Below are 14,805 nucleotides of genomic sequence, written 5' to 3' on the forward strand. Positions count from 1 at the left end.
CGGTCCCCGCTGGTCGGGCAGCGAGAACGCCTCGAACACGAGTGGGATCCAAGCGGACATGCGAGCACCCCCGGCGGGGCTCGAACCCGCGACCTACCGCTTAGAAGGCGGTTGCTCTATCCAACTGAGCTACGGAGGCTCAAACATCGTAACCGATGGTCCGCGCAGAACAGAAAGCGGCCCACATCAACTCCGCCGGCTGATCCCGGCGGAGCTGGTGTGGGCCGTTTCGATTGCGGGTCTCCGGTCGAGACCGCGGCTGGCAGGTCAGGGCAGACGCGTCAATTCACGTCATGGGCGTCAGTAGAGCCTCGCCACACGCTCCAAGGACGAGCGCACAGTCACGAACGCCAGCGCCACCAGACCTGACAGTGCGATGATGACCGCCGCACCTTCGACGGCGAACGCGAAGTCGACCAGGAACGGGAAGAATCCCGAGATGATGAATCCGAGCAGAGCGACCATCGTCAGTGCTGTTGCTGTGGTGAAAAACGTGGAACTGTTCATTGTGCGTCTCCTTCTCCCTTAAATAGAGAATAGACCTCAATGAGACGTGCGTCACCATATCGCCGCTGAGAATTTCCAGCCGATCAGGGCTGGTCGGCGTCCTGACCGTCGAGAGCGGACTCCAGCCGGTCGATCTTCGCGTCGAGCTCCCCTTCGTAACCGGGCCGGATGTCGGCCTTGATGACCAGGGAGATGCGGGACCCGAACGGCGCCACGGCCTCGGTGGCGGCTTTGATCACACCGAACACCTCGTCCCACGAGCCCTCGAGCTCCGTGAACATGCTGGTGGTCCGGTTCGGCAGACCTGAATCGCGGACCACCTTGACGGCGGCGGCCACCGCTTCGTGCACGGAACCATCGGGGTTGTCGCCGCCGCTGGGGGCGACTGAGAAAGCTGCAAGCATGAGAGTGTCTCCATTCTGCGCGCCTCGCCGGTACTTCAGATGCACGCCCAATCAAGTGTAATGAGTCACCGGTCGGCGCAGAAGCGCACCAAGGGGCAGGCCCCGCGCCGAAGGGCAGGCCCGGGGCAAGCAGCGCCCCGGGCTGGGATCAGACCGGCGTCAGAGGGCGCCGGGGTTCCGGCGGAAGTTCGACGATGATGGAGTCACCGGTTCTGATTCGGCCGCCGCGAGCCACGGTGCCCATCACTCCGGCCAGGCGTTCGACCTCCCCATCGGGCCCCTTTCGCAGCACCTGGCCCAGCAGTCCGGCCTGAAAGCTGTCGATCTGCCGGCATGGGTTGCGCAGCCCCGTCACTGCGATGACAGCGTCTGCGATGACGAGGCGGGCACCGACCGGCAGCCCCAGCAGGTCGATGCCGCGCGTCGTGATGTTCTCCCCCAGCTCGCCGGGACGAACCACATGACCGTGGGCGCGAAGATCATCGAAGAGCTCCGCATGCAGGAGATGAACCTGCCGCAGGTTCGGCGTCGAGGGATTGCGTCGAATGCGCGAAAGATGCTGAACGGTGACGCCGGAATGGGCATCACCGGCAACCCCGATGCCTTCGATCAGATCGATTGAGTCGGTCGGCCGCTTGCCGAACGAATGGTCTCGACTGAGACTGACGCTGATGACCTCTGCATTCTCTCCCACGACCATCATGCTAGGACAGCTCGGCTCCCGGAGAGGGAGGAGATGAGAGGGAGAGCAGACGAGCCGCGCCGAACTCCACACGAAGTGGATTCGCACGCGGCTCGTCACGACTCATCGCGACTCCTGCCCGCCGGCTCAGCCCCGGTTCGGAACGGTCAGGATCAGCGAATCCCCCTGACCACCGCCGCCGCACAGTGCGGCGACTCCGGTGCCGCCGCCTCGGCGCTGCAGCTCCAGGGCGAGGGTGAGCACGATCCGGGCTCCGGAAGCACCGATCGGATGTCCCAGGGCCACGGCTCCGCCGTTGACGTTGACCTTGTCGATGTCGATGCCGAGATCCTTGGCGCTGGCCAGACCCACGGCCGCGAACGCCTCGTTGATCTCGTAGAGGTCGAACGAGTCGACGGGCACGCCCTCACGCTCTGCCGCAGCCCTGATCGCCTGCGACGGCTGATGCTGCAGACTCGAATCGGGACCGGCGGTCCAGGCATGGGAGCGGATCTCGGCGAGGATCGGGGCCCCGAGCTCCTCCGCCTTCTCCCGCGACATCACGACCACGGCACAGGCGCCATCGGAGATCTGCGAGGCGTTGCCCGCGGTGATCGTCCCGTCCTTGCGGAACGCTGGGCGCAGCTTCGCCATGGACTCCGGAGTCGTCTCCGCGCGCACCCCCTCATCGGTGGAGACCGTGACGTCTCCCTTACGACCGCTGATGGTGACAGGAACGACTTCGTCCTCGAAAGCACCCCCATCGCGGGCCTGAGCCGCCAATTGGTGCGAGCGGGCGGCGAATGCGTCCTGCTCTTCGCGGGGGAACTCGACGTCGCCCTCGTTGGCCGACTCCGTCAGGCCGCCCATCGCCTGATCCGTGAAGGCGTCCCACAGTCCGTCGTAGTCCATGTGGTCCTTGACCACGACGTCTCCGTACTTGTAGCCGGAGCGCGACTTCGCCAGCAGGTGAGGCGCCTGGCTCATCGACTCCTGGCCGCCCGCGACCACGATGTCGTACTCCCCCGCGCGCACCAGCTGCGCGGCCTGAGTGATCGCATTGATCCCCGACAGGCACAGTTTGTTGATGGTGATCGCCGGCACGCTCATCGGAATCCCTGCTTCCACGGCAGCCTGCCGTGCCGGCCCCTGGCCCAGCCCGGCCTGCAGCACCTGCCCCATGATGACGTAGTCGACGTCCTCACCGCTGATCCCCGCCCGTTCGAGGGCACCGGAGATCGCCTTCGCCCCCAACTCCACCGCACTCAGCGATGACAACGAGCCCTGCAGCCGTCCGAACGGTGTGCGAGCACCGGCGACAATCACTGCCTCAGTCATTCTTCCTCCTCAGAACTCCAGGTCCGCAGGCTGCCGAGAACAAACCGATGAGTCTGCCATGGGCGGCATGGTCCTGACCGAATATCAATGTGTCCAAGCGTAGTCCAGTCCCCTGTGGCCCCGGTCACTGGGAGGCCCTGGACCGGCAGCCGAGGACACGGCGAGTGGTCCGGCAAGCGGGTATCGGTGTAGGTCGGCGGGAGCCGGAACCAGGTGAGTCTCGAGCCCTGGCATTGCCACGGAACACTCAAAGTGCGTCCGCTAAAGTAGGGGGCGGACAGGCATGACCGAAATTCCCCCATGACACGACAGGAGTCCCCTTCAGTGACGCCCACCGAAGAATTCCGCACAGCGATGCGCGGCTACGAGAAAAGTGAAGTCGATGCTCGGCTCCAGCAGCTGCGGACCGAGGTCGAGTCCGTTCGTAAGGCACTGTCGGATGCGCGCAGCCAGGTCATCAACGCCGACCGAGCGAAGCTCCAGATCGCCGGCGAGCTCTCGGAGGCCAAGGCTCAGCTGAAGAAGCTCGCCAACGACAACGCCGAGGCGTCAGGTCCTCCCGGCAGCCGCATCGACCACCTGCTCAAGATCGCCGAATCGCAGGCGCGCGAGACCCTGGCCCAGGCGAACTCGGATGCGGAGACGATCCGCAACAAGGCCCGCGCCGAGGCGGCCTCCGCCCGAGCCCGCATGCACACCGAGAGCAATGACACCCTCAACAGCGCCCGCTCGGAAGCCGACGCCATCATCAGCTCGGCCGAGCTGCGCGCCGAAGAGGCGATCAAGGCCGCGGAGAATCGTGCCGCCGAACTGAAGGCGACGGCCGAACGCGAAGCGAATCAGGCCAGGGAAGCCAGCGAAGCGGCGACCCAGGAGGCGCGTGAGAGCCTCGAGCACGAACTCGCCGAGATGCGTGCCACCGCTGAGAAGGAGATCGCCGATCTTCGCGCCGAGGCGAAGGCCGAGGCCGAGGAGACGATCGCCGCAGCTCAGGCCCAGGCCGATGACCTCCTGGCATCGGCCAAGGCTCGGGATGAGGCCTCCCGCAAGGCTGCCAACGAGCTCGAGGTCGAGCTCGCCAACAAGCGCCAGCAGGCCGAGGCGGAGCGCAAGAAGCGCTACGAGGAGGCCCTGGCGGAGAACAAGAAGCTCATCGAAGAGGCCCAGGCCCGCGCGGCGAAGGCCGACGCAGAGGCCAAGGAGGCCGCGGAACGGGCCGAGAAGACGCGCGACGAAGCGGTGAAGAAGGCCGACTCGATCATCGCCGACGGCAAGTCCCGTGCCCAGACCCTCATCAGTGAGGCCCGGGCCACCGCCGAGGCGACTATCGAGGAATCCGCCGCAGAGGCCAAGCGCAACATCCAGTCGGCGCAGTCCCAGGTCGATCTGCTGACGAAGCAGCGGAAGACGATCACTGCTCAGCTCGATCAGCTGCGCTCGCTGTTCGCCATGCCCGGAGTCATGGGGGCGGACCCTGTCGACCCGGCCAAGGCCGAAGCGGCGTCCCACAACACTGAGCAGATTGCCGACGGGCAGGAGCTCGAGGACCTCCTGGCCGAAGATTCCGAGGACTCGAACGGCAAGGACTCGACCGGCAAGAGCTCGAACGGCAAGAGCTCTGGAGGGTCCGGTTCTGCGAGGTCAGGTTCTGCGGGCAAGGACTCCGCAGCTGACACGCAGCAGAGCTCCGGCAAGCAGGGCTCCCAGAATCTGGGAGCACAGAATTCAAGCACCCAGAAGCCGGGTGCCCAGGGTGCCGGGGCTCAGGAGAGCGCCCCGAACAGTTCAGGCCCCACGAACTCTGCCACCAACTCCGCAGCCGCGAACTCTGCTGCTGCGAACGAGGAGGAGGCCTCCGGAGAGCTTCCGAACGGAGCCACCGACGCAGATACGATTGCGATCGACGCACAGGTCTCCGGCTCGAAGAAGTCCGTGCCGAAGGCCTCGCCGTCGAAGAACTCGCTGCGCTGACGCTACACTCGCTGCGCTGACGTGCGCCGAGCAATGGGCACTCTGAGCGGATCCGTCCGCGCAGAGTGCCCACTGCCATTCACCGGCCTGTGCCCGGCGGAACCCCTGGAAGGCTCAGCGGAACTTCTGGAAGCACCTCGAGTGCCAGTGACGGCGGGAACCGACGCCCACCTCGATACCGAAGGCCGCGGTCTCCCGCCAGGCAACGACATGTGGCGTGGCCGCCGGGACGTCCTGACCGCAACCGGGACAGACATAGATCTTGCCGCTCGAGTTCCCCGCCACGTTCTGCACCGACCATTGCCCGTCGGGCAGGTCGCGGTTCGTGCGCAGGCCGCCGAGGGAGTCCGAGATATCCCTGGGCTCCTGGTGCCATTTGTTTCTGCGACGCGAGGAGGTTGATCGTGGCATGAGCCGATTCTCTCACGTAAGGTGTTCTGCGTGCGTCTCGTAATTGCCAAGTGCTCCGTGGACTATGCCGGTCGACTGACCGCTCACCTGCCCCTCGCCGACCGCCTGATCATGCTCAAGGCCGATGGCTCCATCCTCATCCACTCCGACGGCGGATCGTACAAGCCGCTCAACTGGATGACTCCCCCGTGCTCGATCCGCATCGACGAGGCCAGCGCTGAGCAGCGCGAAGCGGGACTGACCGAGATCTGGACCGTGACCCAGGTGAAGACCGGCGATCGTCTCGTCATCTCCGTCGCCGAGGTGCACTCCGACACCCAGCATGAGCTCGGCATCGATCCCGGCTTGGTCAAGGACGGGGTCGAAGCCCATCTCCAGGAGCTCCTGGCCGAACACATCGAGACCTTGGGCACCGGATACAGCCTGGTCCGGCGGGAGTACATGACGGCGATCGGACCCGTGGACATCCTCGCCAAGGATCCCGCGAGTCAGTCAGTGGCCGTGGAGATCAAGCGCCGCGGCGACATCGACGGCGTCGAGCAGCTGACCCGGTATCTCGAGCTGATGAACCGCGATCCGCTGCTGACTCCGGTGCAGGGCGTCTTCGCAGCCCAGGAGATCAAACCACAGGCACGCACCCTGGCTGAGGATCGCGGCATCCGCTGCGTCGTCCTCGACTACGATGCCCTGCGCGGCATGGACGATCCGGACTCACGCCTGTTCTGATCCGCGGCGGCTCCTCAGCCGAAGCTGAGAGCCTCGGCCCTCTCGACCCGTTCGATGGGGGCGCCCAGCCTGCGCAGGTTCGCGACGAAGTTCTCATAGCCGCGTTCGATGTGGTCGATTCCGGACACCTCGGTGACGCCGGTCGCGCGCAGGCCCGCGAGGACGAGACCGGCGCCGGCACGAATGTCGGAGGCCTCCACCTCGGCGCCTGAGAGCTCCGGCACCCCGGTGACCAGCGCATGATTGCCGTCGATGCGGACCTTCGCGCCGAGGCGCGCGAGCTCCTGGACGAAGCGCCACCGGGCCTCGAACAGGTTCTCCGAGAGCAGGCCGACGCCGTCGGCGACTGAGTTGAGCCCGATCACGAAGGGCTGCAGGTCCGTGGGGAAGCCGGGGAACGGCATCGTGGCCACCCGGATCGACCGGGGACGCCTGGGCCCGATGACCCGGAAGGCACTGCCCTTCGTCCCGTCGGTCAGGGGAACGTCACCGAGGTCGTCGACGACTGCCCCGGAGTCGCGCAGCTTGATGGCGACATTGGGGAGCAGCTCGAGGTCGACTCCGCGAACGGTGACGTCGCCGGCGCTCAGCGCTGCCCCGAAGGCGTACGTGCCGGCGACAATCCTGTCACCCACGGTCCGGTGGGTGACAGGGTGGAGCTCATCGACGCCGGTGATGGTGATGAGGCCGGTGCCGATGCCGGTGATCTCGGCCCCCATGTCGACGAGCATCGTGCAGATGTCGACGATCTCGGGTTCCTTCGCGGCGTTGGAGATGACCGTCCTGCCATGGGCCAGGGTGGCGGCCATGACGAGGTTCTCGGTGGCCCCGACGGACGGGAAGTCAAGGGCGATCTCGGTGCCCCGCAGCCCTGCCGGAGCAGAGGCGACGAAGTACCCGTGCTCGAGATGCACTGTCGCGCCAAGGGCCTCCAGGCCCGCCTGGTGCATGTCGAGCCCGCGGGAGCCGATCGCGTCACCGCCGGGCAGCGCCACATGGGCGGACTTCATCCGTGCGGTCAGCGGACCGAGGACGGAGATGGAGGCGCGCATCGCACGCACGAGTTCGTAGTCGGCCTGGATGCCCACCTCGGCGGGAACATCGATGCTGACGATTCCGGCATCGGGGTCGTAGTCGACGACGCAGCCGAGCCGGCCGAGGAGTTCGACCATGATCCGCACGTCGAGGATCGCGGGAACGTTGGTGATCGTCGTGCGGCCAACCGCGAGCAGACTGGCGGCCATGAGTTTGAGGACGCTGTTCTTCGCGCCCCGGACATCGACCTCGCCGCGCAGGGACACGGGACCGGTGAGACGGAAGACCTCCATCAGGTGAACCGCCCCATCGTCGGGTTGTAGCCTGGCGGAGACGACTCCAGCCAGGAGGCCATGGTCGACAGGGATTCCGTGTCCATCGCCAGGGACACGGAACGGGGACGGCCATCGGCCTTCCCATACGAACAGTCCACCACAACCGCATCCGGGAGAACAGAATACTGTTCACCGGACGTCGGCTTGCGGCGGACGAGGATGTCGAGGTCGGCGCGCGGCAGACGAACTGCCGCGCGCCGAGTCAGGGCGAACACCGGATACCAATCCAGTGAGGTGACGGAGAAGACCGCCACGCCCAGACGCCAACGTGGGCGGGAAGCGGATTCCTCGCCCACGTTGATCGAGCAGTCAAAAGCACCGGACAACTTCGAGATGGACCTGCGTCGGATCGTCACCACGACGATGAGCGCAAGTGCCAGCCCCACCAACGAGAGCAGAATGATCAGCAGGACAGAAGGGTTCACGGTTGCCAGTGTAGTAGACGACTCAGAGAAGTTCGGCCTGATCAGCGGCGATGATGACGCGGTTGTTCTCCACCGAGAGGAAACCACCGTCAGCCTTCACCCGGATGGTCTCGTCACCGGTGGTGAGGATGCGCGTCTCACCTTCCGCCACCACTCCCAGCACGGGCTCGTGCCCGGCCAGGATACCGATCTCGCCGTCCAGGGTGCGGGCGATGACGCGCTTGGCCTCGCCCACCCACACCTCATGGTCGGCAGCCACGACGTTCACTTCGAGAACGGCCATGGCTTACTTCTGCATCTCTTCGTAGTTGCGCAGCACGTCGTCGAGGCCACCGACGTTGAAGAAGGCCTGCTCCGGGATGTGGTCGACATCGCCGGCGACGATCTTCGCGAAGCCCTCGATCGTGTCGGCCAGCGGCACGGTCGATCCGGGCACCTGCGTGAACTTCTCGGCCATGTAGGTGTTCTGCGAGAGGAACTGCTCGATGCGGCGCGCCCGGTGGACGACCAGCTTGTCCTCTTCGCCGAGCTCGTCGACACCGAGGATGGCGATGATGTCCTGCAGCTCTTTGTTCTTCTGCAGGATCGCCTTGACCTCGTTGGCCACGCGGTAGTGCTCCTCGCCCACGAACAGCGGGTCGAGGATGCGCGAGGACGAAGCCAGCGGATCGATGGCCGGGTAGAGACCACGCGAAGCGATGTCACGGCTGAGCTCGGTCGTGGCATCGAGGTGGGCGAAGGTCGTCGCCGGAGCCGGGTCGGTGTAGTCGTCGGCCGGAACGTAGATCGCCTGCATCGAGGTGATCGAGTTGCCTCGCGTCGAGGTGATGCGCTCCTGGAGCAGACCCATCTCGTCAGCCAGGTTCGGCTGGTAACCCACGGCGGAGGGCATGCGACCCAGCAGGGTCGAGACCTCGGAGCCGGCCTGGGTGAACCGGAAGATGTTGTCAATGAACAGCAGCACGTCCTGGTTCTGCACATCGCGGAAGTACTCCGCCATGGTCAGCGCCGACAGTGCCACGCGCAGACGGGTGCCTGGCGGCTCGTCCATCTGGCCGAAGACCAGGGCGGTGTCCTTGAACACTCCCGCTTCGTCCATCTCCATGATGAGGTCGTTGCCCTCACGGGTGCGCTCACCCACACCGGCGAACACGGAGGTTCCCGAGTGGTTGTGCGCGATGCGGTAGATCATTTCCTGGATGAGGACTGTCTTGCCCACACCGGCACCGCCGAACAGACCGATCTTTCCACCCTGGACGTACGGGGTGAGAAGGTCGATGCTCTTGATTCCGGTTTCGAGCATCTCCGTCTTCGACTCGAGTTCGTCGAACGCGGGAGCCTCGCGGTGGATGGGCCAGCGTTCGCTGATCTCCAGCTGCTCGCCCTCTTCGAGGTTGAGGCAGTCACCGATGGTGTTCCAGACGTGGCCCTTGGTCACGTCGCCGACGGGGACCGAGATCGGAAGGCCGGTGTCGACGACTTCCTGTCCGCGGACCAGACCGTCGGTGGGCTGCAGGGACACGGCACGCACGATGCCGTTGCCCAGGTGCAGTCCGACCTCGAAGGTCAGCTTGCGCACGCCTTCGGAGAGTTCGACCTCGGTCTTCAGGGCGTTGTAGATGGCTGGCACGGAGTCGAGCGGGAACTCGATGTCGACGACCGGGCCGATGACTCGCGAAATCCGTCCGAGGCCTGCGGCCTGCGTCGGGGAGTTTTCCGTAACTGTGGCAGTCATGGTCTCTTTCTTCTCTGCTCTCGCCGGTCAGTCGCCGGCTGACGATGCCGCAAGGGCATCCGCCCCACCGACGATCTCGGTGAGTTCCTGGGTGATTTCTGCCTGGCGGGCCGTGTTGGCCAACCGGGTGTAGGTCTTGATGAGATCGTCCGCGTTGTCCGTGGCGGTCTTCATCGCTGCCTGACGCGAAGCCTGTTCGGATGCCGATGCACTCAGCAGGGCCGACAGGATCCGGGAGTCGATGTAACGGGGCAGCAGCGCATCGAGAACCGCCTCGGCGCTCGGCTCGAACTCATAGAGAGGGAACGCGGGAGCGTCGGACTTGAGAGCATCCGCCTGACCGGTGGTTGCTCCGGCCGCCTCGGCGTCGACGACTGCCAGAGGCAGCAGCCGACGGTACTCCGGGTCCTTCTTCACACTCGAGACGAACTTGGTGAAGACGATGTAGATCTCATCCACTCCCCCGTCTGCGGTCTCGGTCGTGAAGCTCTCCAGAAGCGCCTCGCCGATCTCCCGGGCCTTCTCGGCCGTCGGGGTCTCGGAGAATCCGGTCCAGGACTTCTCGATCGCACGACCACGGAAGGTGTAGTAGTTCTCGGCCTTCCCACCCACGGTGAACAGAGCCACGTCCTTGCCCTCGCTGCGCAGCAGCCGAATGAGCTCTTCGGCCTCACGCAGCAAGTTGGCGGCGTAGGCACCGGCGAATCCCCGGTCCGGACCGACCACCAGCACCGCGGCGCGGGTGATCGTCTCCGGTTCCGAAGTCAGCACATGGTCGACGTTGGATTCGCTCGCCACTGCCGAGACCGCGCGGGTCAGGGCGGTGGAGTACGGGCTGGCAGCCTTCGACCGAGCGACGGCTTTCTGGATCCGCGAAGCAGCGATGAGCTCCATCGCCTTGAAGATCTTCCTCAAGGACTGAGTTGAGCGGATCTTCTGTTTGAAGACCCTCTGCTGGGCTCCCATCAGTTCTTCCTTTCGCTGTTACGGATCAGAGTCAACGCTTCTGCCGAACGATCTGCTCCTGCTCGACCTCATCCGACGACGCGGCAGCAGTGTCCTCGCTGCCGGGCTTGGTTCCATCGGAACCGGAGCTGACGAAGTTCGCGCTGAAATCCTTCAGCACCTTCTTCAACTCTTCAGCGGTGTCGTCATCGAGCTTCTGAGTCTCGCGAATCGTGGTCAGGATGCCGGTCTTGCGCTCGAGGTGATCGTGCAGCTCGGTCTCGTACTTGAGCACGTCGGAGACAGGCACCTCGTCGAGGTAGCCGTTGGTTCCGGCGAAGATCGACACGGTCTGGCGCTCGAACGGCATCGGCGAGAACTGAGACTGCTTGAGCAGTTCAGTCAGGCGGGCACCACGAGCCAGGTCACGACGAGTCGCCTCGTCGAGGTCGGAGGCGAACATCGCGAAGGCTTCGAGGGAGCGATACTGCGCCAGCGAGATCTTCAAAGTTCCCGAGACACCCTTGAGCGCCTTCGTCTGAGCGGCACCACCGACACGGGAGACGGACACACCCACGTCGACAGCGGGACGCTGGCCGGCGTTGAAGAGGTCCGACTGCAGGAAGATCTGCCCGTCGGTGATCGAGATGACGTTGGTCGGGATGAAGGCTCCGACGTCGTTGGCCTTGGTCTCGATGATGGGCAGGCCCGTCATCGAACCGCCGCCGAGTTCGTCCGAGAGCTTGGCACAGCGCTCGAGGAGACGCGAGTGCAGGTAGAAGACGTCACCCGGGTAGGCTTCACGGCCCGGCGGACGACGCAGCAGCAGGGACACCGCACGGTAGGCCTCGGCCTGCTTCGACAGATCGTCGAACACGATGAGGACGTGCTTGCCCTCGTACATCCAGTGCTGACCGATCGCCGAACCGGAGTAGGGAGCCAGGTACTTGTAACCGGCGGGATCGGAGGCGGGCGAGGACACGATGGTCGTGTACTCGAGCGCTCCGGCCTCTTCGAGCGACCGGCGCACACCGGCGATCGTCGAGCCCTTCTGACCGATGGCCACGTAGATGCAGCGAACCTGCTTCTTCGGGTCGCCGGTCGCCCAGTTGTCCTTCTGGTTGATGATCGTGTCGATCGCGAGAGCGGTCTTACCGGTCTTGCGGTCGCCGATGATCAGCTGGCGCTGTCCACGACCCACGGGGATCATGGCGTCGATGCTCTTGTAGCCGGTCTGCATCGGCTCGCGCACTTCCTGGCGATCCATCACGCCGGCGGCCTGGAGCTCGAGCTCGCGGCGTCCGACGGTCTCGATGTCACCGAGGCCGTCGACGGGACGACCGAGCGGGTCGACGACGCGACCCAGGTAGCCGTCGCCGACGGGGATCGAGAGGACCTCACCGGTGCGGTAGACGTTCTGCTCTTCGGCGATGCCGGAGAATTCGCCCAGCACGACGACGCCGATCTCGCGTTCGTCCAGGTTCTGTGCCAGACCCAGGGTGCCGTCCTCGAAACGGAGGAGCTCATTGGCCATGGTTCCTGGGAGGCCCGATACGTGAGCAATGCCGTCGCCTGCGGTGACGACCTTGCCGACCTCGGTCTTTACAGAGCTCTCGGGGTTGTACGAATCGACGAACTTCCCCAGAGCGTCCCGGATCTCCTCCGGGCGAATTGTCAGTTCCGCCATCTGGTTTCCCTGCTTCCTTTACTCAAAACTTGTGTCCGGCGACCGGTGGGCCGCCGCATGAATGCGGATCGGCTTTCAGCCGGCGAGCCTGCGTTTGACCTCTGCCAGACGATCGGCCACGGAGCCGTCCATCAGTTCGTCGCCGACCTGAACCCGGACGCCCCCGAGAAGCTCGGGATCGACCTGGACGTTGAGAACGAGTTCCCGACCGTAGCTGCGGGCCAGTGCGGCCGCCAGCCTGTCGGTCTGGTCTTCGCTCAGCGGTTTGGCAACGGTGACTTCTGCCACCGAGCGCTGCTGACGTGCGGCGAGCACGTCGCTGTACTGATCGAGCGCGATCGCCACGCGCACGCCGCGTGGGTACACGACAGCCTGATTGATCAGGGTGATGGTGTCGGGTTCAGCCTTGCCGGCCAGCAGATCGGAGACGAGAGCACGCTTGACGTCCGCGTCTGCATTGGAGTCGAGAGCACGAGCCAGCTCGTGGCTGCTCTCAAGGAGGCGGGCGAAGCGGAAGATCTCCTCTTCCACCTGACCGAGCTGCCCCTGGGCCTGGGCGCCCGCGGCAATGGCGGTCACACCGGAGACTTCGAGGCTTGTCACCAAGTCCTGGGTCCGGGCCCAGCGCAGGCCCACGGCCTTCTCCGCCAGACGCAGGACCGCATCGGAGGTCCGAGTCGAGAACAGAGTCCGCAGCAGTTGCTGCTTCTTCTCGGCTGACTCGGACGAGTCCGCCAAGGTCTTGCGCAGCGCCACGTTCTCGGCCAGGACCGCAACGACGGCCAGCACGCCCTCGCCGATCTCGCGGGCGTCGCCGCCTGCGATCTCGGCGTTGGCGGATTCAAGAACGGTCTGCAGGGACAGTCTGCTCGACTGGAGCATCACGCCCCCTTGACCGGCTGGGCGGAGGACTGGGACTCGAGATCGGAGATGAAGCGATCGACCACATCGGCGGAGCGGCGGTCGTCGGAGAGCGATTCGCCCACGATGCGCGATGCCAGATCCGTGGCGAGAGTTCCCACCTCGGACCGCAGCTGCACCATGGCGGCCTGCCGTTCGGCTTCGATCTGAGACTGCGCCGAGACGATGATGCGGTCAGCCTCGGAGTGAGCCTGAGCCTTCATGTCGGCGATGATCTGAGCGCCTTCTTCCTGAGCCTCGGCGCGCAGTCGTGCGGCTTCCGCACGACCGTCGGCGAGCTGCTTCTGATACTCGGCCAGAGCCGCGTCGGCTTCGGCCTGCACCTTCTCGGCCTTCTCAATACCACCCTGAATGCGCTCGGCGCGTTCGTCGAGGGTCTTGTTGAAGGCCGGGAGGACGTACTTCCAGACAACCAGGAAGACGATCAGCAGACAGACGGCGCTCCAGACGATGTCATACAGCGCCGGGAGCAGCGGGTTGCCCGCGCCCTCGGTGGCTGCAAGGAGTTGTACCGGAGTCATCGTTTAGTCCTCTTCGGATCAGGGCAGGAAGAATGGGGTGGCGATACCGATGAGGGCCAGGGCCTCGATCAGAGCGATACCAAGGAACATGTTTCCGCGCAGTGCGCCGGCCATCTCAGGCTGGCGAGCGGTGCCCTCGATGGTCTTGCCGATGACGATACCGACACCGATACCGGGGCCGATGGCGGCGAGGCCGTACCCGACGGTGCTGATACTACCGGTGACTTCAGCGAGCATATCCATAGGATGCTTTTCCTTTCATATGGCAGCCGGGTGGTTGGCCCGGCTCGTGTGACACAGCTTGAACAACTGGGTACAGATGTGGAGTGCTATCTCAGTGGTCGTCCGAGATGGCGGCGTTGATGTACACGCAGGACAGAAGGGCGAAGATGTAGGCCTGCAGGACGACGACCAGCATCTCGAGCAGGAAGACGAAGAATCCGCCGGCGAAGGTGAGAATCGAGAAGAACTGGAAGCCGTTCGCCGCGTCGAAGAGGAAGAAGCTCGTGGCGGAGAAGCACAGCACCAGCAGGAGGTGGCCGACCATCATGTTGGCGAAGAGTCGGATGGCCAGGGTGAAGGGCTGCGTGACGAACTTCGTGATGAATTCGATCGGGATCAGCAGGATGTGCATGAGCGGCGGGACACCGGGCAGGATCAGCGAATCCTTGAGGTAACGGCCCAGGCCCTTCTCCGCGATGCCCGCCCAGTGGTAGGTCACGTAGACGACCAGGGTGAGGACGATCGGCAGACCGATGACACCGGTGCCGGGCATGTTGAGGAACGGGATCAGCTTGGTGACGTTCCAGAACAGGATGCCGAAGAAGATCGCCACGATGAGCGGCATGAACTTCTTGGCCTTCTCCTTGCCCATCGTGTCCTCGGCGATGCCGATGGTCACGAATTCCATGGCGAGTTCCATCGCCGACTGGAAGCGGGAGGGAATGAGCTTCATCCGCCTCGCCCACACGGCGAGGAGAACGACGACTGCGACGGTGGCGATGATGCGAATGAGCATCACTCGGTTCATCTCGAAAGGAGTGCCTTCGAAGAGGAACGCCGCAGGGAAGAATTCAGCCATCGACGGGGCGTGGAAGCCGCTTTCAGCAGCTTGGATCATAGTGTTCGCGGCGTTGAGTGTACCCACGTTTGTATTTCTCTC

General features: G+C 64.8%; 17 protein-coding genes and 1 tRNA gene. 2 read left to right on the forward strand and 16 right to left on the reverse strand.

What is annotated here, in order from left to right:
* Positions 1 to 65: 65 nt before the first annotated feature.
* The 5 genes from RIT73_RS08305 to RIT73_RS08325 all read right to left on the reverse strand — a co-directional run bounded on the left by RIT73_RS08305 (position 66) and on the right by RIT73_RS08325 (position 2,931).
* A tRNA-Arg gene (locus RIT73_RS08305) sits at positions 66 to 139 on the reverse strand.
* A 161-nt stretch (positions 140 to 300) separates the two neighbouring features.
* On the reverse strand, positions 301 to 507 hold the full coding sequence (locus RIT73_RS08310) for a hypothetical protein (protein ID WP_309131606.1): 207 nt from the start codon (positions 505 to 507) through the stop codon (positions 301 to 303).
* Between the two features lie 83 nt (positions 508 to 590).
* Positions 591 to 911, reverse strand: coding sequence for a thiamine-binding protein (locus RIT73_RS08315; RefSeq protein WP_309131607.1), 321 nt, complete (start codon positions 909 to 911; stop codon positions 591 to 593).
* A 148-nt stretch (positions 912 to 1,059) separates the two neighbouring features.
* Complete coding sequence (locus RIT73_RS08320) at positions 1,060 to 1,611, reverse strand: MOSC domain-containing protein (protein WP_309131704.1); 552 nt, start codon at positions 1,609 to 1,611, stop codon at positions 1,060 to 1,062.
* A gap of 129 nt (positions 1,612 to 1,740) precedes the next feature.
* The gene (locus RIT73_RS08325) at positions 1,741 to 2,931 is read right to left on the reverse strand and encodes an acetyl-CoA C-acetyltransferase (protein WP_309131608.1); all 1,191 of its coding nucleotides are present in this window, start codon (positions 2,929 to 2,931) and stop codon (positions 1,741 to 1,743) included.
* Positions 2,932 to 3,255: 324 nt separating this feature from the next.
* Here RIT73_RS08325 and RIT73_RS08330 point away from each other — a divergent pair, with 324 nt between their 5' ends.
* Positions 3,256 to 4,902 carry a cell division protein gene (locus tag RIT73_RS08330; RefSeq protein ID WP_309131609.1) on the forward strand — a complete coding sequence of 549 codons (1,647 nt, stop codon included), beginning with the start codon at positions 3,256 to 3,258 and terminating at the stop codon, positions 4,900 to 4,902.
* A 114-nt stretch (positions 4,903 to 5,016) separates the two neighbouring features.
* On the opposite strand, the gene RIT73_RS08335 is transcribed toward RIT73_RS08330, so the two are convergent.
* A complete protein-coding gene (locus RIT73_RS08335; RefSeq protein WP_309131610.1) occupies positions 5,017 to 5,313 on the reverse strand; it encodes a hypothetical protein in 297 nt (98 codons plus the stop codon).
* A 30-nt stretch (positions 5,314 to 5,343) separates the two neighbouring features.
* Here RIT73_RS08335 and nucS point away from each other — a divergent pair, with 30 nt between their 5' ends.
* Positions 5,344 to 6,039, forward strand: a complete 696-nt coding sequence (nucS, locus tag RIT73_RS08340; protein ID WP_309131611.1) for an endonuclease NucS — start codon at positions 5,344 to 5,346, stop codon at positions 6,037 to 6,039.
* A gap of 14 nt (positions 6,040 to 6,053) precedes the next feature.
* Here nucS and murA read toward each other — a convergent pair whose 3' ends face one another.
* The 10 genes from murA to atpB form a co-directional block, all read right to left on the reverse strand.
* Entirely contained in the window at positions 6,054 to 7,367 is a 1,314-nt protein-coding gene (gene murA / locus RIT73_RS08345) for a UDP-N-acetylglucosamine 1-carboxyvinyltransferase (RefSeq protein WP_309131612.1), read from the reverse strand.
* Positions 7,367 to 7,834, reverse strand: coding sequence for a DUF2550 domain-containing protein (locus RIT73_RS08350; RefSeq protein ID WP_309131613.1), 468 nt, complete (start codon positions 7,832 to 7,834; stop codon positions 7,367 to 7,369). Before RIT73_RS08350 ends, murA begins: the two co-directional genes overlap by 1 nt.
* A 22-nt stretch (positions 7,835 to 7,856) precedes the next feature.
* A complete protein-coding gene (locus RIT73_RS08355; protein WP_309131614.1) occupies positions 7,857 to 8,117 on the reverse strand; it encodes a F0F1 ATP synthase subunit epsilon in 261 nt (86 codons plus the stop codon).
* Positions 8,118 to 8,120: 3 nt separating this feature from the next.
* Positions 8,121 to 9,569 (reverse strand): F0F1 ATP synthase subunit beta, encoded by a 1,449-nt coding sequence (gene atpD / locus RIT73_RS08360; RefSeq protein ID WP_309131615.1) that lies wholly within the window; start codon positions 9,567 to 9,569, stop codon positions 8,121 to 8,123.
* 27 nt (positions 9,570 to 9,596) lie between these two features.
* On the reverse strand, positions 9,597 to 10,535 hold the full coding sequence (locus RIT73_RS08365; protein ID WP_309131616.1) for a F0F1 ATP synthase subunit gamma: 939 nt from the start codon (positions 10,533 to 10,535) through the stop codon (positions 9,597 to 9,599).
* Positions 10,536 to 10,566: 31 nt separating this feature from the next.
* Entirely contained in the window at positions 10,567 to 12,201 is a 1,635-nt protein-coding gene (gene atpA / locus RIT73_RS08370) for a F0F1 ATP synthase subunit alpha (protein ID WP_309131617.1), read from the reverse strand.
* Between the two features lie 75 nt (positions 12,202 to 12,276).
* Positions 12,277 to 13,083, reverse strand: a complete 807-nt coding sequence (locus tag RIT73_RS08375; protein ID WP_309131618.1) for a F0F1 ATP synthase subunit delta — start codon at positions 13,081 to 13,083, stop codon at positions 12,277 to 12,279.
* Entirely contained in the window at positions 13,083 to 13,643 is a 561-nt protein-coding gene (locus RIT73_RS08380; RefSeq protein ID WP_309131619.1) for a F0F1 ATP synthase subunit B, read from the reverse strand. Before RIT73_RS08380 ends, RIT73_RS08375 begins: the two co-directional genes overlap by 1 nt.
* A gap of 18 nt (positions 13,644 to 13,661) precedes the next feature.
* Positions 13,662 to 13,886 (reverse strand): F0F1 ATP synthase subunit C, encoded by a 225-nt coding sequence (atpE, locus tag RIT73_RS08385; protein ID WP_265420183.1) that lies wholly within the window; start codon positions 13,884 to 13,886, stop codon positions 13,662 to 13,664.
* A gap of 91 nt (positions 13,887 to 13,977) precedes the next feature.
* The gene (gene atpB, locus RIT73_RS08390; RefSeq protein ID WP_309131620.1) at positions 13,978 to 14,724 is read right to left on the reverse strand and encodes a F0F1 ATP synthase subunit A; all 747 of its coding nucleotides are present in this window, start codon (positions 14,722 to 14,724) and stop codon (positions 13,978 to 13,980) included.
* Positions 14,725 to 14,805: the final 81 nt, after the last annotated feature.

The sequence above is a fragment of the Brevibacterium sp. genome (assembly GCF_031179145.1).
GTDB lineage: Bacteria > Actinomycetota > Actinomycetes > Actinomycetales > Brevibacteriaceae > Brevibacterium.